Origin of the sequence: Devosia sp. MC521, from assembly GCF_014127105.1 — a bacterium.
Taxonomy (GTDB): Bacteria; Pseudomonadota; Alphaproteobacteria; order Rhizobiales; family Devosiaceae; genus Devosia.
This window is the reverse complement of the sequence record NZ_CP059902.1, coordinates 3611140-3631368: the sequence shown is the minus strand read 5'-3', so window position 1 is coordinate 3631368 and position 20229 is coordinate 3611140. Positions and strand designations below refer to the sequence as shown.

The window sequence follows — 20229 nt, the reverse complement described above, 5'->3', positions numbered from 1 at the left end:
CTTAGCGAATAGCCTATCCCCAATAGAGTGCTGCTGCGGTAACGTGGCAGCACTTTTGTTATGGGAGCGCGGCGATGGGATTGTTGGATGAATTGGGCCTAGGCGGTTTGAACACAGTTCTAATCGCACTTGCGATACTGCTGATCATTGTCTTGTTTGCTGGCGCCAAGACCGTGCCGCAGGGCTATCACTACACCATTGAGCGATTTGGCCGCTACATTCGCACACTGAAGCCCGGGCTCAATTTGATCGTGCCCTTTATCGATGTCATCGGCAAAAAGCTCAATGTTATGGAACAGGTCCTCGACGTTCCGCATCAAGAGGTGATCACACGCGACAATGCGACCGTGACGGCAAACGGCGTCACATTCTACCAAATTCTCGATGCTGCAGCTGCTGCTTACGAAGTGTCGAACTTGGAAAATGCCATCCTCAATTTGACCATGACCAACATCCGATCCGTCATGGGTTCCATGGATCTCGACGAGCTGCTCAGCCATCGCGATGAGATCAATGATCGCGTGTTGCGGGTGGTGGACACCGCCGTTTCGCCTTGGGGCGTTAAAATTACCCGCATCGAAATCAAAGACATTGATCCACCCAAGGATCTTGTGGAGTCGATGGGCCGCCAAATGAAGGCAGAGCGCGAAAAGCGCGCGACAATTTTGGAAGCCGAGGGTCGTCGCCAAGCTGCTATCCTCAAAGCAGAAGGCGAAAAGCAGGCGCAAGTGCTCGAAGCGGAGGGCCGCAAAGAGGCTGCCTTCCGCGACGCTGAAGCGCGTGAACGCGCTGCAGAAGCCGAAGCGCGCGCGACCCAGCTGGTGTCGGAGGCCATTGCTTCGGGTGACGTGCAGGCGATCAATTATTTTGTCGCCAACAATTACATCAAAGCCCTCGAGGGCATCGCCACCTCGCCAAACCAAAAGGTTCTGATGCTGCCCGTGGAAGCCGCCAGCGTGATCGGCTCAATCGGCGGTATTGCCGAAATCGCCCGCGAAGCCTTTGGCGCGGGTTCGTCCCAGCCACGCGGCACTGGTCGTCCTCCAAACGCGGGTTAAGACATGAACCTTATTGCTCTTATCGCTAGCTTTGGACCATGGAGCTGGATGGTTTTTGGCCTGATCTTGCTCGGCCTTGAGTTGGCAGTGCCGGGCGGCTTCCTCATTTGGTTCGGTGTCTCCGCTCTGGTCATCGGGGCGCTGACACTGGTGGTTGCGGTCAGTTGGCCGCTCCAATGGCTGGCCTTCGCGGCCCTCTCTTTGAGCGCGATTTTCATCTGGACCAAAAGTGCGAAGCGTCGGCAGGCACACAGCGACAAACCACTGCTCAATCAACGGACTGATCAGTTGATCGGGCAAACAGGGATCCTCTCCGAACCGATCATCAGCGGCTTGGGCCGAATGCATATTGGCGACACGGTTTGGCGTGTCTCAGGGCCTGACTTGACCACCGGGAGCAAAGTGCGAGTAGTTGGCGCCGACGGTAATATCCTCAGAGTGGAGCCGTTTTAGGTCCGTCTCAACCAGTATTTAACCATGACGTGCAAGGGTTCCTTATGGGCATGACAGGGGTTTTCGACGCGGTCGAAGAAACGCCCTGCTTGACGGCGGAGCCATGAGTTTTGTTGGTAAAGAAGCTGAATTTGACGCTGCTCGCATTGGCACCGTGCCTGTGCGCGGGGTCAGTGCTTGCCGACCCCATTAGTGACGACCGCCTACAGCCAGGGCTTTACCCGGCTGCGCCTACAAGCTTTGTCCCGACAGAGGAAGGGGCTCCCCCCTTTGAGATAGACTGGTCACTCGGTCTAAGAGGCACGCAGATCTCGTCCAGCGATGGCAATAGTTTTAGCGCCCACCTGCGCCCCGAGCTCGATTTGCGCAGCCTGGGCAATGTGGTTGATACTCATATCAATGCCCATGTCGAATTGGCGCGCGGCAGTGACCCGCAGATCACCCCAACCACCGCGGCAATTTCGGTTACGGCTGGTTCGCAGTTGAACGAGAACACGCGGGTGCAGGGCCAGGCCGGCCTAAAATTCGATCGTGAATTGCTCGGCACACCCGGCTTTGATCCTCAAATTATTCGACCCGCAGATATCACCACCGGCCATATTGAGGCTGGCATGGCTCATCGTTTTGGCCAGTTCAACCTCAGGCTCAATGGCCAGATAGAGCGTGTTGCCTATGGGCCGACCGAGAGGCGCGACACAGGCACAACCGATAATTCCGATCAGAACCGATGGAGCGCGGAGGGCACGCTGCGCCTCGGTTATCAAATCACCCCAATCGTTGAAGTCTATGGCGAAGGCCAGCTCGGTCGCCATTGGTTTGACCAGGCAGGGAAAAGCTCCGGCCAATTCGCAGATGCCTATACGCGCAACGTCAAAATGGGCGTGAGCGGGAACTGGCAAGAGCGGATTACCGCCCATGCCGCCGTTGGCATGGGCCAATACATATTCACCTCGGCAACGCAGCCGGAAGTGACGGCCCGTCTCTATGAAGCGGGTGTGACTTGGAAGCCTGATCCAACCCTGAGCGTTACCGGCCTTTTGGCGCGCAATATCGAGCCGACAGGGGCGGATAGTGCCGGTGCTGTACGCGTGATTGATAGCGCTAAGCTGTCGGCCAGCTATCAAGTCAACAGCGCGCTGGCGTTGCGCACCAGTAGCGAGCTCGCACATTCACGCGTTGAAAATAGTGGCGAAACTGAAGATCGCCGCAGTGCGGGCCTCGGGGCCGATTATGGCCTCAACACGCGCACAAAACTCAGCGCCGATTACAATTATGCCCACCGCACCAATAGCGCGACGGGCACATTTTATAGTCACCAGCTCAGCGTCGGTGTGACGCTCAAGCGGTAGTCCTTAAAGCTTGTCGCTCAGATCGAGCGCCCGCAGCTCCTCAAGGAAACCAGCGCGGATGTCTTCGCGGTCGAGCGCGAAGACGACGTTGGCCGTGAGGAAGCCCAGCTTGGAGCCACAGTCGAACACCTTGCCTTCGTACTTTACGCCGGTGAACTTCTGCTGGCCCATAAGGGTCTGCATCGCGTCGGTGAGCTGGATTTCCCCACCCGCACCGCGTGGCTGTTCGGCCAAAAGCGAGAAGATTTCTGGCTGCAGAATATAGCGGCCGGAGATGAAGAGATTGGACGGGGCTTCTTCGCGCTTTGGCTTTTCAACCATGCCGCTGATCGCAAAACCCTTGTCGTCGCCATCGCCACGAACAACAACGCCATAGGACGAAACATCGTCCCAAGCGCATTCTTCAACGCCAATGACATTGCCGCCGGTTTCTTCGTACGCGTCCATCATCTGACGCAACACGCCCGGCTTGGCGCGGAAAATCATATCGGGCAGTAGCAGCGCAAATGGCTGGTCACCAACGATATCGCGCGCACACCACACCGCATGGCCAAGGCCGAGCGGTTCTTGCTGGCGGGTAAAGCTGGTGCGACCGGCAGAGGGCAGATCCTTGCGCAACTCTTCCAAAGCCGCATTCTTGCCGCGGCTTTCAAGTGTGGCTTCAAGTTCAAATTGACGATCAAAATGGTCTTCGATCACAGCCTTGTTGCGACCGGTCACGAACACAAAATGCTCGATACCAGCTTCTCGCGCCTCATCCACGGCATATTGGATCAGGGGGCGGTCAACGACCGTCAGCATTTCCTTAGGCATGGCCTTAGTGGCGGGCAGGAAACGCGTGCCAAGTCCGGCAACAGGAAAGACAGCGGTACGTACACGCTTGGTCACGTGGGCACTCCAAATGAATTCTTAGGGGTAGTCGGCATAAAACTTTACAGCTATCTGCCACAGGATAAGTTTTAAAACTAGCGTTTCGCCATAGGAGAGAGCTTTCATGGCCGTTCTGGTTACTGGGGGCGCCGGCTATATCGGCAGCCACATGGTCCTCAATCTCGCTGATGCTGGCGAAGACGTTGTGGTCTTGGATAATCTTGTTACCGGCTTTGACTGGGCCATTGATGCTCGGGCGAAGTTCGTTGAAGGGAACGCAAACGACATTCCTTTCGTCATATCGCTGATCGAAAAATATGGCATTACGGAGATCGTTCACTTCGCCGGCTCTATTGTCGTGCCGGAATCGGTGACCAATCCCCTAAAATACTACGCCAACAACACGTCTACTTCGCGCAGCCTGATTGAGGCTGCGGTCAAGGGTGGCGTGAAACACTTCATCTTCTCCTCGACCGCCGCGGTCTACGGCATGACCGGGCTTGCACCGGTTGTCGAAGATACACAGCTCAACCCGATGTCGCCCTATGGTCGCTCGAAGCTCATGACCGAGTGGATGCTCGCCGACGTCGCCGATGCGCATGACATGACCTATGGCGTCCTGCGCTATTTCAACGTTGCTGGTGCGGATCCGGGCAAGCGTTCGGGTCAGTCAACGCCTGAGGCCACTCACCTCATCAAGGTCGCGTGCCAAACGGCGCTTGGTCAGCGTGAGAAAATGAACATTTTCGGCACCGACTACGAAACACCGGATGGCACCTGTGTTCGGGACTATATTCACGTTACCGACCTGATCAGTGCCCATGCCTTGCTGCTCAAGCATCTGCGTTCAGGTGGCGAAAGCACAACCCTGAACTGTGCATATGGTCGTGGCTATTCCGTTCGTGAAGTCGTCGACACCGTGCGCAAGGTTTCCGGCGTCGACTTCGTTGCCGAAGAAGGCCCACGCCGTGCGGGCGACCCGGCGTCCATCACAGCCACTGGTGAAAAAGTGCGTCAGCTTCTCGGCTGGGTGCCAGAACACGACGATCTCAACGAAATCGTCGAAACAGCGTATGCTTGGGAACGTCACTTGATGACGCGAAACCGCTAAAGGAGCTTTCCCATGCGTTTGGCGATTGTGATCTGGTTGATTTGTACCGGCGCCACACTCGCCCAACCGAGGGAGAGCTTTGAGCAGTTTATCGGTGAATTCCGCGCAGAGGCGCTGGCCCAAGGGGTCAGCGCCTCTGTCTATGATAGCGCCACTGGGGGGCTCACCCCGGACCCCAACGTGCCCAATCTGGTAGCGAGCCAACCAGAGTTCACCACGCCGGTCTGGGAATATCTCGATCAGCGCATATCCAATAATCGCGTTGAACGGGGCCGGGCGGCTATGGCCCGCCAAAAAGACCTGTTCCAAAGCGTGGGAGCGGCCTCAGGCGTCGATCCTTATGTGCTCGGTGCGATCTGGGGGATGGAAACCGATTATGGCACTGTGCTCAGTCAGACAAAGCTGATCCGCCCCATTGTCCGTTCGCTCGCAACAGTTGTCTGGCAAAGACGCGTTCGTTTTGCCGAAGACAAGGCCGATTTCATCGCGGCGCTCAAACTGACCGAGCGCAGTGGCGGTGTTTCGCCGATGGGGTCATGGGCCGGGGCGATTGGCCATCTTCAGGTGAACCCCAGCAATGTTCTTGCCCATGGTAAGGATGGGGACGGCGACGGGCAGGTCGATCTCCATAACTCGCTTGCCGACGCTCTGGTCACCAGCGCGATCTATCTGCGCGCGCTCGGCTACCAGCCGGGTATGGACTGGGGCTTTGAGGTGGACGTGCCGGAAGGGTTCGACTATCTGCTCGCGACGCGCGACCAGCTTCGCCCAATCCGCTTCTTTGCCGAACGCGGCATTGCGCGCGTTGCCGGGCGGCAATTTCAAACGCTCGAAACGCCGGTTTTTCTCTACATTCCAGCAGGCCATACGGGTCCCAAATTTCTGCTGACCGCCAATTACCTTGCCTTCAAAGGCTATAATTTCTCCGACAGCTATGCCCTGGCCATTGGCCATCTCACCGACCGGCTCAAAGGCGGGGGCAATCTTGCCACGAACTGGCCACGCAATACGCAATTTCCCAATCTCGCCCAGCGCCAGCACATCCAGCAAAAACTGAAAGAGCTTGGCTATTATGACGGCATAGTTGACGGCCGCATCGGGCCGGTGACGCAGGCAGCCTATGCGCGATTTCAGGCAGCACAAGGCCAACGCGCCGACGGCTTTGTCACGCGCGCCAGTTATGAGGCACTGCGTTAAGCCAAGAAGCGCATGGTCTTGAGCCAAGCGGCTATGCTAAACTGGCGGCGAAAATTGCAGTGAGAGGCCGATGAAGCGGCTAGGCGTATTTGTAGTGCTCTTGAGCATTGTCGGGCTCGACACCGCACCCGCGTGGGCGCAGGTGATCGGGGACGAGCGGATTGTTATTGCCCAGCAGGAACAACCGCGCCGCCGCACGCTTTTTGATCTGTTGTTTGGTGAGGAGCCCGCTGCGCCGGCGCCGGTCCAACGAACACAGCCACGCCGGCAAGCCGCGCCAACCCCGCCGCCGCCACCGCCCAAGCCAGTGGTCGTCAAAAGCGTAGACGCGACGCGCTTGGCCGTATTCGGCGACAGCCTGGCCATTGATTTGGCAAAGGCGCTCGAACGCCACTACGCAGAAGATCCAAACCTTGTGGTCCTTGATGAAGGCGTCAGCGCTTCAGGGTTTGTGCGGGCGGATTTCTTTGATTGGGGCGCAAAGATCGGCAGCGCTATTGCCGAAAATAGCTTCGACGTCGCCGTTATCAGCATTGGCGTCAACGATCGCCAAGAGTTTCCCGGGGCTGCATCCGACAACATTGTTCTCTCACCAAACTGGTCGGCCAGCTATCAGGCGCAGTTAAATCAGTTTCTGAGCCAGCTCAGGAGCGCCCGCAAACCTGTTCTCTGGTTAGGTTTGCCGCCTATGGAACGCAGTCAATATTCTGCCGACATTGCCCAGATCAATGCCCTGCAACGCATGGCGGCATTCTCTGGCGGCGCAGAGTTCATCGATATTTTTGACCGCTTCTTGAGCGAGGATGGCCGCTACACCGCGTTCGGGCCGGATCTAAACGGGCAGAACGCACGCATGCGCAAAGACGATGGCATTCACTTTGCCAATGCGGGCGCCGACAAGATCGCGTTTTACGTCAGCCAAAGTCTCAGCGTGTTTTATCGCGGTGGTACCATTACCCTTGCGGCCGTTGATCCGCTCGCTGGCACAGATGCCGCCTTAATGCAGCGCCCGCCCTATCAGGGCCTAGGGCAAATCCGGTTGCTGGAAGTTGCCGGCCCCGTGCTCCCGCTTGGGCGCCTAGCCCAGCGCGCCAACAGTTTGATGGACCTGAGCGCTACACACACGGCACCAGCCTTCACGCTCGAGCAGCTGATGGATGCTCCTCACGGCCGCGTGGATGACTTTGGCTTGGGCTATGATCCAGCCGAGCGGGCGCGCAGTGAGACAGAAGCGCTCTAAGGCGCTGGTCATGATGCGTCACGTGCACCACGACCAGCGTTCAAGGAGTGGGGTTAGCTAGCGACCACACCCAATAGTCCGCTGGTGCGCACGCCATCGAAGATAAACTGCACGGCAAGGGCTGCCAAAAGCACCCCGACCACACGAGTGACCACTGCCAGCCCAGTGATACCGAGCAGGCGCTGGATCGGGATAGCGACCAGCAAGGTGAGCCAGGCCGCCAGCATAATGGCGACGATAGCCGCAACAACCATCCAGAACGCCAAGCGATTGTCGGCCCCGGTCGTCAGCAGGATGACGGCACTAATAGCCCCAGGACCGCTCAACAGCGGCATCGCCAGAGGGAACACCGAAATGTCGTTGGACTGACGGGCTTCGTTTTCTTCTTCGGAGGTGGTGCCCGTCGCGCCGGAATGGCGAGCAAACACCATGTCGATCGCAATCAACAGCAGCAGAATGCCACCTGCCGTGCGCAGCGCCGGAATGGTGATGCCGAAGACTTCGAGAATGGAATTGCCGAGAAAGGCAAAGCACAAAAGAATGCCCAGCGCGATGAGCACACCGCGCGTGGCAAAAATCCTGCGTTCCGCAGGCGTGTTATCCTTGGTCAGCGCCGCAAAGATAAAGGGAATGTCGGCGACACCCACGGTTGCGAAGAGGGTGACGAAAGCGACCAGAAAAACATCCATGAGCCTTCGCCCCCTTCACAAAAACGCTTAGCGACGCTTTTCGATTGCGTCCCAGATCATGGCCGTAATATCGGGGCCACCAAAGCGCTTGATTTCACGCAGGCCGGTGGGCGAGGTGACATTGATCTCGGTGAGATAGCCGCCGATGACGTCAATGCCAACGAAGATCATGTCGCGAGCCTTCAGCGCTGGCGCAATGGCCGCGCAGATTTCCAACTCACGTTCGGTCAGCGGGGAGAGTTCCGGACGACCGCCAACATGCATGTTGGAGCGCGCTTCGCCCTCTGCCGGCACGCGGTTGAGGCCCATCACAGGCTCACCATCGATGATGATAATGCGCTTGTCACCCTTGCGCACATCCGGCAGGTAACGCTGGATCATGAAGGGTTCGCGATATTTGTCTTCAAACAGCTCAAGAAGGCTAGCGAGGTTTTGATCGTTTTCCTGAATGAGGAAGACGCCAGCGCCACCATTGCCGTAGAGCGGCTTGACGATGATATTGCCGTGCTCCGCGCGGAACGCTTCGATTTCAGCGCGATCGCGAGTGATCAGCGTTGGCGGCATCAGCTCGGGGAATTCGGTGACCAGAATTTTCTCTGGCGCATTGCGCACCGCCGCTGGCGGATTGACCACCAAGGTCTTGGGGTGAATGCGCTCGAGCATATGGGTGATGGTGATGTAGTTCATGTCGAACGGCGGGTCTTGGCGCATCAGCACCACGTCCTGGGTCGACAGATCAATGCGGCTGGCCGCGCCGAGCTCAAAGTGCTCACCCTTATCGGCGTCAATGACCTTGATCGGTTGCACCAAAGCGCTGAGCACATTGTCCCGCAGCGCTAGAGTGTCGGCGGTGTAGTGCACCAGTTCATGGCCGCGCGATTGCGCCTCCAACATCATAGCAAAGGTGCTGTCACCCTTGGGATTGATGGTTGAGACGTGATCCATTTGGACGGCGACTTTGAGGGACATGAGCAAATCTCGCACTAGAAAGCGTTGATGAGATGAACCGGCAAACGGCCGGGTGCAAGGAAAATTACGTCAAAGCGGCAATCTCGGCCTGCTTCGTGTGGGTGGCGCATGAGCCAAAATTCTGCGGCCCGCGTGATGCGTTCGCGGTTAACCGCTTCGCTGGCCTCAAGATAATCCGAGAACTTTGCCCGCGCTTTGACCTCGATGAAGACCAAGGTTTTGGACTTTTCGCAACAATGTCGATCTCGCCTACAGGGGTTTTGTAGCGGCGATTGCGAATGCGATAGAATTTGAGACGCAAATACAGCGCCGCCAGCGCCTCACTGCGCTGGCCAAATTTTTCGGCCAGAATGCTCTTATTCCGACTGCGCCTTGATCGCGAGGGCAGCATCGTAAACCTCCTTGCGCTTCAAATTGAAACGCGCGGCGATGTCATCGACGGCGGCACGCAGGGGCGCATCGGCCATGGCTTGGGTCAGTGCTGCCTGCCAATCTTCTGCCGCTGGGGCGGTTGGCTCGCTCGCACCGGAAACGACAATAACAGCTTCGCCCTTGGTGTCATCTTCAGCGAACTGTTGAGCCAACTCCGAAAGAGGCCCGCGAAACGTGCGCTCGAAGCGCTTGGTCAATTCCAGAGAGACCGAAGCCTGTCGGTCGCCAAACACTTCCGCCATGGAGGCGAGCGTGTCTGCGATGCGGCGGGGGCTTTCGTAAAACACCAAGGTTTCACGTGAATCCTTCAGACGACCGAGCGCATTGGCACGCGCACCGGCCTTGGGTGGCAGGAAGCCATGGAAGGCAAAAGCATCGGTTGGCAGGCCTGCCACCACCAAAGCCGAAAGCAACGCCGAGGCTCCGGGAATGGGGAAGACCGGCAGGTTCTGTTCAGCCAAGACGCGGATGAGCGGAAAGCCCGGATCGGAGAGCAGGGGGGTGCCCGCATCAGAAATGAGTGCAATCACTGCGCCAGCGCTAATGCGGTTGGCGATATCTTCTGCCTTCTCGCGCTCATTGTGCTCGTGAAAGGCGACGCGGCGGGCGCGGATACCAAAATGATCAAGCAGCTTTGCCGAGGTGCGGGTGTCCTCGCAGAGGATCGCGTCGGCAGCAGCCAAAGTTTCAAGCGCACGAATGGTGATATCGCGAAGATTGCCAATGGGTGTCGCAACGACATAAAGCCCAGGCAACAAGAGCGGCGCGTCAAAGCTACTGCCGGCAATAAAGAAATTCTTGCTGGTCTCACTCATGACAGCGCCTTTTATGAATAGTCAAAACTTGGAGCAGGTGAGGGCGCCGGGCGCCATCACCCAAAAAGGTTTTACGCTGCGAGATCGGCGACAACCGCGTCGAGAACAGGAAAACCCTTCTCCGTGACGCGCAGATTGCCGTTGGGGAGCGTTTCGAGGAAGCCATAGCCCTTCAAAACCTCGATCTGCCTTTCCGCCAGACCACGGCCGGAAATAGCCATGAAGCGCGATGGGGAAATGCCTTCCTTAAGACGCAGCCCCATGACGAGATATTCGTCGCCCTGTTCTTCCCAGCTCAGCACATCATTGGTGACCATGCCGTGGCCGTGTTTTTCCGTCAGGTCGAGCCACTGCCATGGCATTTTCTCGCAGGCTGTCGCGTAGCGCTGATGATTGACCATGAGGCGACCATGTGCGCCCGGACCAATGCCAGCATATTCGCCATAACGCCAATAGAGCATGTTATGGCGGCTTTCCTGACCGGGCACAGCATGGTTGGAAATCTCATAGGCGGGCATGCCAGCAGCCGACGTCAGCTCCTGCGTCATCTCATAAAAATCCGCGCCGAGATCTTCGTTCGGCATGATGAGCTTACCGGCATTATAGAGATCGTAGTAGCGCGTACCCTGCTCAATGGTGAGCTGGTAAAGGCTCAAGTGACCATCGGCCAGCCAGATGGCTTCCTTGAGCTCATCTTCCCAATCTTCAAGCGTCTGCTTGGGACGCGCGTAGATCAGATCAAAACTCGATCGATCAAAGATCGACTGCGCGATACGCACGGCAGCAATGGCTTCTTCGACAGAGTGGCGACGGCCCAATTCGGCCAGCGGACCAGGGCGCAGCGACTGCACACCGAGCGACACGCGATTAACGCCAGCCATGCGGAAGCCGCGGAAGCGATCCACCTCAACACTGGTTGGGTTGGCCTCCAGGGTGATTTCGGCATTGCTGTCGATTTGCCACTCATTGGAGATGGCATCCAAAATCGTGCCAACGGCCTTTGGCGACATCAGCGAAGGCGTGCCACCGCCAAAGAAAATCGACTGCACTAGACGGCCGGGCGTGAGCGAACCCATATGGGCGATCTCACGCTTATAGCCTTCAACGAAGGCATCTTCGTCAAACGGGCCGCGATGCACATGCGAGTTGAAATCGCAGTAGGGGCATTTGGAGGCACAGAAAGGCCAGTGCACATAAATGCCGAAGAGATCATTCCCGTTCATGGTCGAACGCCTCGCATAATGCACCGATCCGCCCCGCCCATCGGGGACAGAAGAATTGTTACTGCCCAGACATTGGTCTGACTAGGCATGCTCTATCTGGTTCTCAACGAATTGGGCAAAGGCCCGCGCACGATGGGAAAGACCAGTTTGACCGGGCGACCAAGAATGCTTCACCTCAGGCGCCATTTCACCAAAAGTGATGTCATGGCCATCAGGCATGAACATCGGGTCATAGCCATGACCGACATCGCCGCGTGGCGGCCAGATCAGCGTCCCTTCGCACTTGCCAACAAAAAGCATATCGCGGCCATCGGGATGGGCAAGGCAAAGCGTGGCATTAAACGAGCCGCGACGCTGGCCGGGAGAGCCTGCGCCTGCGGCCTGCAAGGCATCTTCCACGCGCTTCATGGCGCGATTGAAGTCGCGCGGCACACCAGCCCAATCGGCGGTGTAAACACCCGGATCGCCATTGAGCGCGTCGACGCAAAGGCCGCTGTCGTCGGACAGAGCCAACATATTGGCGCCCGTCGCCGCAGCATGAGCCTTGGTGCGCGCGTTTTCGGCAAAGGTGGTGCCGGTTTCTTCTGGCTCCGGCAGGCCCAAATCGCCCGCCGACACCAGAACCAAACCAAAGGGCTCAAACAATTCGCGGAATTCTTTGAGCTTGCCCGCGTTATGGGTCGCGATGCAAAGACGATCACCGGGGCGAAGACGAGGGATGGTCATTTCTTTGTACCTTCGAGTGCGCGGACGATGTCATTCCATACGCGAGAATTGTGAGCGGAAAAATGGCGTTCGCCATTGGGCCGCGCCGCCTGCTCAGGGCGAGCAGGACGGTCAGCAAGACGAAACGGTAGCTTCTTCCGCAACCAGTGCATTATTGACCCAGAACTGCGCGCTGCTGCGCGGAAAGTTCGGTAATGCCCTTTTCGGCCAGACCCATAAGGGCTTCCAGCTCCGAGCGGTCGAACGGAGCGCCTTCAGCAGTGCCCTGAATTTCGACAAACTTGCCCGAACCGGTCATGACGAAGTTGGCATCCGTTTCCGCTTCGACGTCTTCGAGATAGTCGAGATCGAGAACCGGGGTGCCGCGATAAATGCCGCAAGAAACCGCTGCGATACTGTCCTTGAGAACCTTGCCCTTGGTCAGCTTGCGCTCTTCCATCCAGGCGATGGCATCAACCAGTGCCACATAAGCGCCCGAGATGGCTGCGGTACGGGTGCCGCCATCGGCTTCAAGCACGTCACAATCGAGAGTGATCTGAGCTTCGCCGAGCGCTGCCAAATCTACAACAGCGCGGAGCGAGCGACCGATGAGACGCTGAATTTCTTGGGTGCGGCCTGTCTGCTTGCCGGCTGTGGCTTCACGACGATTGCGCGAACCGGTGGCGCGGGGCAGCATGCCGTATTCAGCTGTGACCCAGCCCTGACCCTTGCCACGCAGCCAACCCGGAACGCTGGTTTCAACCGAAGCAGTGCACAAAACTTTGGTGTTGCCGAAGGTTACAAGGCACGAGCCTTCTGCTTTCATGGAGACCTTACGTTCAAAGGTCACCGTACGCATATCTGAAGGCTGTCGACCGGAGGGGCGCATATTTTGTCCGCTAGAAAATGGTGTTAACCGCCTCTTAACCTCCAACGGCCCCACTCACAAGCTGCGGCAGCTTGGCGCTTGGGGAGGAAGAGCTTAAATGAGAGTACAGGGTTAAAGCGAAAGATTTAGCATAAAAGCCATGACCAGACCGGCAGAAGACTTCCTTAGCGTGCTCAACACGCGCTCCCAGGAGATTTTTCGGACCCTCGTCGAGCGCTATCTCGACACCGGTGTGCCCGTGGGATCGCGTGATCTTAGCCGACTTTTGCAGGTGGAGCTTTCCCCCGCTTCTGTCAGAAATGTGATGGCAGACCTTGAAGACCTAGGTCTTATTGCGGCGCCACACACCTCCGCTGGCCGTGCGCCGACCCAGCAAGGCCTGCGCTTTTTCGTCGACTCCATGCTTGAAGTGGGCGCGGTGGATGAGGATGAGCGCGGCCGGATAGCCCGTCAGATGGAACACACGGCCGGGCGCGGGCAGGTCGAGGACATGCTGACGGAAGCCTCCTCCCTCCTCTCCGGCCTTAGCCACGGCGCTGGCGTAGTTATTGCCACCAAGGCCGATATGGTGCTGAGGCATATCGAATTTGTGCGCCTCGATAATTCACGGGCCATGGCCATCATGGTTGGCGAAGATGGGCAGGTGGAAAACCGCATCCTCGATCTTCCACCCGGCTACGCCGCGAGCTCCTTGCAGCAGGCGGGCAATTACCTCTCCAATTACATTGTCGGGCGCACTTTGGCGGAAGCCAAAAAACTGCTCAATGAGCGACGCGATGAACAACGCGCCGAATTGGACGAGCTCACCCAAAAACTCGTCGACGCTGGCATTGCGACCCTGTCCACCCCTGCGTCGGGCAATGCTCCCACGGTGATCGTTCGCGGCCGCGCCAATCTCATCAATGACACCATGGCCAGCGACGAGTTGGCACGGATGCGGCAGTTGTTCGATGAGCTGGAAAGCAAGGATGGATTGCTCGATCTCTTGGGCGATGCGGAGCGCGGGCAGGGTGTCCGTATTTTCATCGGCTCAGAGAATAAGCTCTTCTCCCTCTCCGGCTCTTCGGTGATTCTCTCGCCCTATAAGGATGCCAATGATCGGATCGTTGGCGTCTTAGGCGTTATCGGGCCAACGCGATTGAACTATGCACGCATTGTCCCCGTTGTGGACTACACGGCTAACGTCATTTCCGCGATGATTGCGCGTAAGCGCGCAGCACGGTGAGTGAGAGCTTGAATTACCGTCTCGCTTGACCGATATGCGGGACAGAAAGTTTTAACGAACGGAAGAAGACACAATGAGCGACGAAAACGCCGCCCAGGGCGAAAATCCGGAAGTCGAGATCCCGACCACCGAAACCGCTCCAGAAGTCGATCCCGTTGAGGCATTGCAGGCGGAAAACGCCGACCTCAAGGACCGCGTTCTGCGTACCATTGCGGAAATGGAAAACCTGCGTAAGCGCACGGAGCGCGAAGTCGCTGACACCCGCACCTACGCCATCGCTGGATTTGCTCGCGATATGCTGAGCGCCACCGACGCGCTGTCGCGCGCGCTGCTGGTCATCCCAGCCGATGTCCGTGAGAGCGCTGAAGGTTCACTCAAGAGCCTGATCGAAGGCATTGAGCTGGCTGAACGCGAAACCAACCGTCTTCTTGCCAAGCATGGCGTCAAGCCGATTGAAGCCGCTGGCCAGAAGTTCGATCCGCATAAGCACCAGGCGATGTTCGAAGTGCCGAACCCGGCCGTTCCAGAAGGCACGATTGTGCAGGTCGTTCAGGAAGGCTTTGCCATTGGCGAGCGCGTTCTGCGCCCAGCCATGGTTGGTGTTGCCAAGGGCGGTCCAGCGGCTGAAGCAGGCGACGCGATCGACAAGAACGCTTAAGCGCTCTGCCTTCACACTTGAAAGGGCGCCATCCGGTGCCCTTTTTTATGCCTCAAGCGGACGGAAAATAAATGACACCCGCACTGCGTGAAAAAGCCATCGCGGTGTGTACCGCCAAAATCGCACAAAAGGGGGAGGGCGTTGGCCTCTCGTTTTATGCGTTTTTCGCCAACCGCAATGACACGCCTGATCTGCTGATGGAAATGGCTACGTGGTGGATAAAAACCCACCGCCTTGATCATTTTGTCAAAGCGACCACGATCAAGGCGATGCTCATTGCCGAACGATAATCAGCTTAGTTTCACGTGAATCCTTAGCTGATTAGCTCGGCCGACGTGATCCGCGTCACGCCCGCTTCTTCCAAATCAGCCCAAGCCTTTTCGAGCGAACCGTTGGCATCGATGGCGCGGGTGGCGTCTTCAATGACAAAAGTCTCAAACCCGCCAGCGGCAGAATCAATAGCTGTCCAGGCCACACAAAAATCGGTGGCGAGGCCAACCACGAAGACCCGGCTCAAATTGCGCTCGCCAAGATAGCTCGCCAACCCTGTCAGGCTTGTGCGATCCGCTTCTTGAAAGCCCGAATAGCTATCGATGGCGCGATTAAAGCCTTTGCGGATAATCATTTGCGCGTGTGGGATGTCGAGATCAGCCGAAATTTCGGCGCCGCGCGTGCCCCATACGCAGTGGTTCGGCCACAAGACCTGTGTTCCATAATCCAGCTCTACCGTTTCAAATGGCGCCTTGCCCGCATGCTGGCTGGCAAAGGAGACATGATCGGCAGGGTGCCAGTCTTGGGTCAGCACGACATTGGCAAACTTCTTGGCCAAGGCGTTGACCACTGGAATGATCGCATCACCATCGGCAACGGCGAGACTGCCACCGGGCAGAAAATCATATTGCACATCGACAACGACCAGAACGTCGTCGGATTTGATTTCAAAGCTCATGCCTTGCCCCTTACCCACTCAGCACGGATAAGACCGCGCACGGAATTGCCGAGATAGATTGCATCAGCCGTTTCGAGATCGGCAAGGGTCAGGATGGCTTCTTCCGCCTTCCCGCTCGCCAAAACTTCTGCCCGCAATGTTCCCGGCAACAAGCCGGAGCTCACGGCAGGGGTCAGCAGCCGACCATCCCGCTCGATGAATAGATTGGTAAAAGAGCCCTCGGTCAGTTCGCCGCGCTCATTGGTGAAAACCAATTCATCCAAGCCACGCTCATCATGGGCGCGCTTTTTCGGTTCATCATAAAAGGAGCGATTGGTGGTTTTGTGCGCGACCCACACCGATGAGGATTGCAGGACTTCGCTGGCGATATCGAAGCGGAAGAGACTTGGGCTCGGAGGTAGAACCACCGCTGTCAAATCGAGCCCAGCTGCAGAATGAGTGAGACGAACCCGCATGGGCTGCGTCCAAGCGCTGGCGTTATCGTCGAGGAATGTTTCAATCGCATCGGCTTCTACCGGCAAGCCAAAATATTCAGCCGAGGCAAGCAGACGCTCAACATGGCGCTGTCGCAGCACGAAGCCTTCTTCCGCGCTCCACTTAAAAGTTTCGATAAGGGTCACCGGTTGGGCCGGGTCGGCCAGAAACTGCAATTTGAGCAAAGCCTCCTGATATTCGTCTTCGGCAACACTGTCGGCAACAATGCCCCCACCAACGCCGATCTCGCCCTTACCCGCTGCGTCAATAACGGCGGTGCGGATGGCGACGTTGAAACTGAAATCGCCATTTGGCGCGATAAAGCCGATAGAGCCCGTATAAACGCCCCGCGCGCCATCCTCGACCTCATGGATAATTTCCATCGCCCGCAATTTTGGGGCTCCGGTGATAGAGCCGCATGGAAAGAGATTTTCGACAGCACCAATGGCGGTCATCTCTGGAAGTAGGCGAGAAACAATGCCCGAAGTCATTGTGTGCAGCGTGCGATAAGTCTCCACCGTAAAAAGGTCTGTCACCCGCACCGAGCCGATCTCAGAAATCCGCGCCATATCATTGCGCAAGAGATCAACGATCATGAGATTTTCGGCGCGGTTTTTCTCGTCGCTCTGCAAGCGAGCGCGATAGGCCGCGTCGTCAGCGGCGCGGGGTGAGCGTTTTAAAGTCCCCTTCATCGGCCGCGCGCTGAGCGCGCCATCTTTTGCCGAGATGAACAGCTCCGGTGAGGCCGAGAGAATTTTGTGGTCACCCGCATCGATATAAGCGCCAAAGGCGGTGGGCTGGCTTTGCACAAGGCTGCGATAGAACCCGAGACTATCACCAACCAAATCGAACTCGGCCTTGAGGGTGAGGTTGATCTGATACACGTCGCCCGCCTCGATATAATTTTTTACCCGATCGAATGCTGATTTGTAGGTCTGAAAATCGGTTCGAGGGGCCAAACGTTCGGCTGCGCCCACAGGCGCTGCTGATAAAAGCGCGTTGACGGATTCTTGTGTAAGATATTTCGGGGCGTCATACACGCCAAACCAGAGCAGCGGGGACGCAGAATGCGCAGGCAAAAAGCCGCGCAAACGCTCCTCAAAGCCATAACCCATTTCATAGGCAAAATAGCCGGCCAGCCAGAGGCCCTGCGCCTGCAGCTCGACCATCTCCGCCATAACCAATAGCGCCTGATCATAGCTATGGGCGCTCAGCACGCGGTAGGGCGCTGAAAATAAAAGGCTCTTACTGTCTGCGTGAGCGCTGTCCTGCAACAGCACTGTGCCTTTTGAAATCATGACGCCTTCTAAAAGATTTCTCGGCCGTCCGATACTGCCCCCCTTGGCACCGTTTTGCGAAAATGGCAAAAGACGACGCGATTTTTCATGTCTATTTTCCGGAGAGTTTTATATGGCCAAGAATATCTTAGCCGCCATTGGTGCTGTCGCACTCCTGGCCGCTGCTATCCCTGCAATGGCAGAAACTGTTGAGTTCCAAATCATCAACAACAGCTCCATTGACCTGCATTATTTCTACACCACCCCGTCCAATGAAGACTCTTGGGGTGAAGACCTTCTCGAAAACCTCGGGGTGCTCGAAGCTGGCTTCGAAGCCACCGCCACCATCGGTGATGGTTCGGACCAGTGCCTTTATGACTTCAAGTTTGTTGGCGCCGAAGAGGAAGAGCTGATCGTCAACGAAGTCGATATCTGTTCGCTGGCAAGCTACACGCTCCAAGACTAAGCGGTAAAAGGACCCGAGTAATCCACCGGGTCTTCCACTGATTGTGCGGGGACGAAAATCATAACGCCCCCGCGCTTGAAGCCCTCGCCACACCCCCCTATATACGGCCCTAGGCCCCGAACGGGGCACTGATCCAGAACCTACGAGGGACCCCGGCCCCGAAGGGCCAGAAGTTGCTTTCGTTGCAAAGGACTTCACGGCGGGTTCGCTGAAAGAGAGGCTAGAGAATGGCTAAAGTTATCGGCATCGACCTCGGTACGACCAACAGCTGCGTCGCCGTCATGGACGGCAGCAACCCGAAGGTTATCGAGAACGCAGAAGGCGCACGCACCACGCCATCTATGGTTGCGTTTTCCAAGGACGGCGAACGTCTGGTCGGTCAGCCGGCTAAGCGCCAGGCCGTTACCAACCCAGAAAACACCCTGTTCGCTGTAAAGCGCCTGATCGGCCGTCGTTTCGACGACAAGATGGTCGAAAAGGACAAGGGTCTGGTTCCGTTCAAGATCGCACGCGCAAGCAATGGCGACGCATGGGTTGAAGCTTCGGGTGAGCAGTACTCCCCAAGCCAGGTTTCGGCCATGATCCTGCAGAAGATGAAGGAAACCGCTGAGGCTTACCTCGGCGAGACCGTCACTCAGGCAGTCATCACCGTTCCGGCTTACTTCAACGACAGCCAGCGCCAGGCCACCAAGGACGCAGGCAAGATTGCCGGCCTTGAAGTTCTGCGCATCATCAACGAGCCGACTGCAGCTGCGCTTGCATACGGCCTCGACAAGAAGAATTCCGGCACCATCGCGGTCTATGACCTTGGCGGCGGTACCTTCGACGTGTCGATCCTCGAAATCGGCGATGGCGTCTTCGAAGTGAAGTCGACCAATGGCGACACCTTCCTCGGCGGTGAAGACTTTGACATGCGTCTGGTCGACTACCTCGCTGACGAGTTCAAGAAGGAACAGGGGATCGATCTGCGTTCCGACAAGCTTGCTCTGCAGCGCCTAAAGGAAGCTGCTGAAAAGGCAAAGATCGAACTTTCGAGCGCCACTCAGACCGAAATCAACCTGCCGTTCATCACTGCAGACGCTTCCGGTCCAAAGCACCTGACCCTCAAGCTCTCGCGCTCCAAGCTCGAAACGCTGGTTGAAGACCTCATCCTGCGCACCATCGAGCCATGCAAGAAGGCGATGAAGGACGCGGGTCTGACCGCTTCGCAGATCGACGAAGTCGTTCTCGTTGGCGGTATGAGCCGCATGCCTAAGGTCCAGGAAGCTGTAAAGCAGCTGTTCGGCAAGGAACCACACAAGGGCGTAAACCCTGACGAAGTTGTTGCCCTTGGCGCAGCAATTCAGGGCGGCGTTCTGCAGGGCGACGTTAAGGACGTTCTGCTGCTCGACGTGACCCCGCTCTCGCTCGGCATTGAAACTCTGGGTGGCGTGTTTACCCGTCTTATCGACCGTAACACCACCATCCCGACCAAGAAGAGCCAGACCTTCTCGACCGCCGAAGACAATCAGTCGGCTGTGACCATCCGCGTGTTCCAGGGTGAACGCGAAATGGCTGCAGACAACAAGCTCTTGGGCAACTTTGACCTCGCCGGTATCCCACCAGCACCGCGTGGCGTTCCGCAGATCGAAGTGACCTTCGACATCGACGCCAACGGCATTGTGAACGTGTCCGCTAAGGACAAGGGCACTGGCAAGGAACACCAGATCCGTATTCAGGCATCGGGTGGTCTTTCGGACGCTGACATCGAGCAGATGGTCAAGGACGCAGAAGCCAATGCCGAAGCCGACAAGCGCAAGCGCGAATCGGTTGAAGCCAAGAACCAGGGTGAATCGCTCATCCACTCGACCGAAAAGTCCCTCAAGGACTACGGCGACAAGGTTCCTGCTGCTGACAAGACCGCGATCGAAACCGCGATCACCGATCTGCGCGCTGTCATCGACGGCGACGACGCAGAACTGATCAAGGAAAAGACCAATGCTCTGGCAGAAGCATCCATGAAGCTGGGCGAAGCCATGTACAAGGCTTCGCAGGCTGAAGCTGAAGCCAAGGCCGCTGGTACTGCTGACGACAACGATGACGACATCCTCGATGCCGACTTCGAAGAAGTAAACGACAGCGACACCAAGAAGTAAGAATAACTTCGACGGCGTTTTTGAAGGCTCGGTGGCAACACCGGG

20 protein-coding genes are annotated in these 20229 nt (G+C 57.3%); 11 read left to right on the top strand and 9 right to left on the bottom strand.

Going from position 1 to position 20229, the window contains the following annotated elements:
- The first annotated feature begins 74 nt into the window (after positions 1 to 74).
- The 3 genes from H4N61_RS17545 to H4N61_RS17535 all read left to right on the top strand — a co-directional run bounded on the left by H4N61_RS17545 (position 75) and on the right by H4N61_RS17535 (position 2860).
- Entirely contained in the window at positions 75 to 1058 is a 984-nt protein-coding gene (locus H4N61_RS17545) for an SPFH domain-containing protein (RefSeq protein WP_169194405.1), read from the top strand.
- A 3-nt stretch (positions 1059 to 1061) separates the two neighbouring features.
- Positions 1062 to 1511 (top strand): NfeD family protein, encoded by a 450-nt coding sequence (locus H4N61_RS17540; RefSeq protein WP_169194406.1) that lies wholly within the window; start codon positions 1062 to 1064, stop codon positions 1509 to 1511.
- 173 nt (positions 1512 to 1684) lie between these two features.
- Entirely contained in the window at positions 1685 to 2860 is a 1176-nt protein-coding gene (locus tag H4N61_RS17535; protein WP_248306619.1) for an outer membrane beta-barrel protein, read from the top strand.
- A 3-nt stretch (positions 2861 to 2863) separates the two neighbouring features.
- Here H4N61_RS17535 and galU read toward each other — a convergent pair whose 3' ends face one another.
- A complete protein-coding gene (gene galU / locus H4N61_RS17530; protein ID WP_169194408.1) occupies positions 2864 to 3748 on the bottom strand; it encodes a UTP--glucose-1-phosphate uridylyltransferase GalU in 885 nt (294 codons plus the stop codon).
- A gap of 106 nt (positions 3749 to 3854) precedes the next feature.
- On the opposite strand from galU, the gene galE reads away from it, so the two are divergent.
- From galE to H4N61_RS17515, 3 genes are all read left to right on the top strand, one after another.
- Positions 3855 to 4841 (top strand): UDP-glucose 4-epimerase GalE, encoded by a 987-nt coding sequence (galE, locus tag H4N61_RS17525; protein WP_169194409.1) that lies wholly within the window; start codon positions 3855 to 3857, stop codon positions 4839 to 4841.
- Between the two features lie 12 nt (positions 4842 to 4853).
- Positions 4854 to 6038 carry a lytic murein transglycosylase gene (locus H4N61_RS17520; RefSeq protein WP_182394573.1) on the top strand — a complete coding sequence of 395 codons (1185 nt, stop codon included), beginning with the start codon at positions 4854 to 4856 and terminating at the stop codon, positions 6036 to 6038.
- A gap of 70 nt (positions 6039 to 6108) precedes the next feature.
- Positions 6109 to 7278: a DUF459 domain-containing protein gene (locus H4N61_RS17515; RefSeq protein ID WP_182394572.1), complete on the top strand. Its 1170-nt coding sequence runs from the start codon at positions 6109 to 6111 to the stop codon at positions 7276 to 7278.
- 53 nt (positions 7279 to 7331) lie between these two features.
- On the opposite strand, the gene H4N61_RS17510 is transcribed toward H4N61_RS17515, so the two are convergent.
- The 6 genes from H4N61_RS17510 to rph form a co-directional block, all read right to left on the bottom strand.
- Positions 7332 to 7967 carry a MarC family protein gene (locus H4N61_RS17510; RefSeq protein ID WP_169194412.1) on the bottom strand — a complete coding sequence of 212 codons (636 nt, stop codon included), beginning with the start codon at positions 7965 to 7967 and terminating at the stop codon, positions 7332 to 7334.
- Between the two features lie 27 nt (positions 7968 to 7994).
- A complete protein-coding gene (gene gshB, locus H4N61_RS17505) occupies positions 7995 to 8936 on the bottom strand; it encodes a glutathione synthase (protein ID WP_169194413.1) in 942 nt (313 codons plus the stop codon).
- Positions 8937 to 9292: 356 nt separating this feature from the next.
- A complete protein-coding gene (gene rsmI, locus H4N61_RS17495) occupies positions 9293 to 10183 on the bottom strand; it encodes a 16S rRNA (cytidine(1402)-2'-O)-methyltransferase (RefSeq protein WP_169194415.1) in 891 nt (296 codons plus the stop codon).
- Positions 10184 to 10254: 71 nt separating this feature from the next.
- The gene (gene hemW, locus H4N61_RS17490; protein WP_169194416.1) at positions 10255 to 11406 is read right to left on the bottom strand and encodes a radical SAM family heme chaperone HemW; all 1152 of its coding nucleotides are present in this window, start codon (positions 11404 to 11406) and stop codon (positions 10255 to 10257) included.
- Positions 11407 to 11487: 81 nt separating this feature from the next.
- Positions 11488 to 12132 (bottom strand): non-canonical purine NTP pyrophosphatase, encoded by a 645-nt coding sequence (locus H4N61_RS17485; RefSeq protein WP_169194417.1) that lies wholly within the window; start codon positions 12130 to 12132, stop codon positions 11488 to 11490.
- A gap of 151 nt (positions 12133 to 12283) precedes the next feature.
- Positions 12284 to 13000: a ribonuclease PH gene (rph, locus tag H4N61_RS17480; RefSeq protein WP_169194418.1), complete on the bottom strand. Its 717-nt coding sequence runs from the start codon at positions 12998 to 13000 to the stop codon at positions 12284 to 12286.
- Between the two features lie 139 nt (positions 13001 to 13139).
- Here rph and hrcA point away from each other — a divergent pair, with 139 nt between their 5' ends.
- The 3 genes from hrcA (at position 13140) to H4N61_RS17465 (ending at position 15173) form a co-directional block, all read left to right on the top strand.
- Complete coding sequence (gene hrcA / locus H4N61_RS17475) at positions 13140 to 14225, top strand: heat-inducible transcriptional repressor HrcA (protein WP_169194419.1); 1086 nt, start codon at positions 13140 to 13142, stop codon at positions 14223 to 14225.
- A 73-nt stretch (positions 14226 to 14298) separates the two neighbouring features.
- The gene (gene grpE, locus H4N61_RS17470; RefSeq protein WP_169194420.1) at positions 14299 to 14883 is read left to right on the top strand and encodes a nucleotide exchange factor GrpE; all 585 of its coding nucleotides are present in this window, start codon (positions 14299 to 14301) and stop codon (positions 14881 to 14883) included.
- Between the two features lie 71 nt (positions 14884 to 14954).
- The gene (locus H4N61_RS17465) at positions 14955 to 15173 is read left to right on the top strand and encodes a DUF6500 family protein (protein WP_169194421.1); all 219 of its coding nucleotides are present in this window, start codon (positions 14955 to 14957) and stop codon (positions 15171 to 15173) included.
- Positions 15174 to 15196: 23 nt separating this feature from the next.
- Here H4N61_RS17465 and pncA read toward each other — a convergent pair whose 3' ends face one another.
- Both pncA and pabB read right to left on the bottom strand, forming a co-directional pair.
- On the bottom strand, positions 15197 to 15832 hold the full coding sequence (pncA, locus tag H4N61_RS17460; RefSeq protein WP_182394570.1) for a bifunctional nicotinamidase/pyrazinamidase: 636 nt from the start codon (positions 15830 to 15832) through the stop codon (positions 15197 to 15199).
- Positions 15829 to 17604 (bottom strand): aminodeoxychorismate synthase component I, encoded by a 1776-nt coding sequence (gene pabB / locus H4N61_RS17455; RefSeq protein WP_182394569.1) that lies wholly within the window; start codon positions 17602 to 17604, stop codon positions 15829 to 15831. Before pabB ends, pncA begins: the two co-directional genes overlap by 4 nt.
- Before the next feature lie 112 nt (positions 17605 to 17716).
- Between pabB and H4N61_RS17450 the strand changes: the two genes are divergently transcribed.
- Together H4N61_RS17450 and dnaK are read left to right on the top strand one after the other, a co-directional pair.
- Positions 17717 to 18049, top strand: coding sequence for a hypothetical protein (locus H4N61_RS17450; RefSeq protein WP_182394568.1), 333 nt, complete (start codon positions 17717 to 17719; stop codon positions 18047 to 18049).
- A 227-nt stretch (positions 18050 to 18276) separates the two neighbouring features.
- Positions 18277 to 20184, top strand: coding sequence for a molecular chaperone DnaK (gene dnaK, locus H4N61_RS17445; RefSeq protein ID WP_182394567.1), 1908 nt, complete (start codon positions 18277 to 18279; stop codon positions 20182 to 20184).
- Positions 20185 to 20229: the final 45 nt, after the last annotated feature.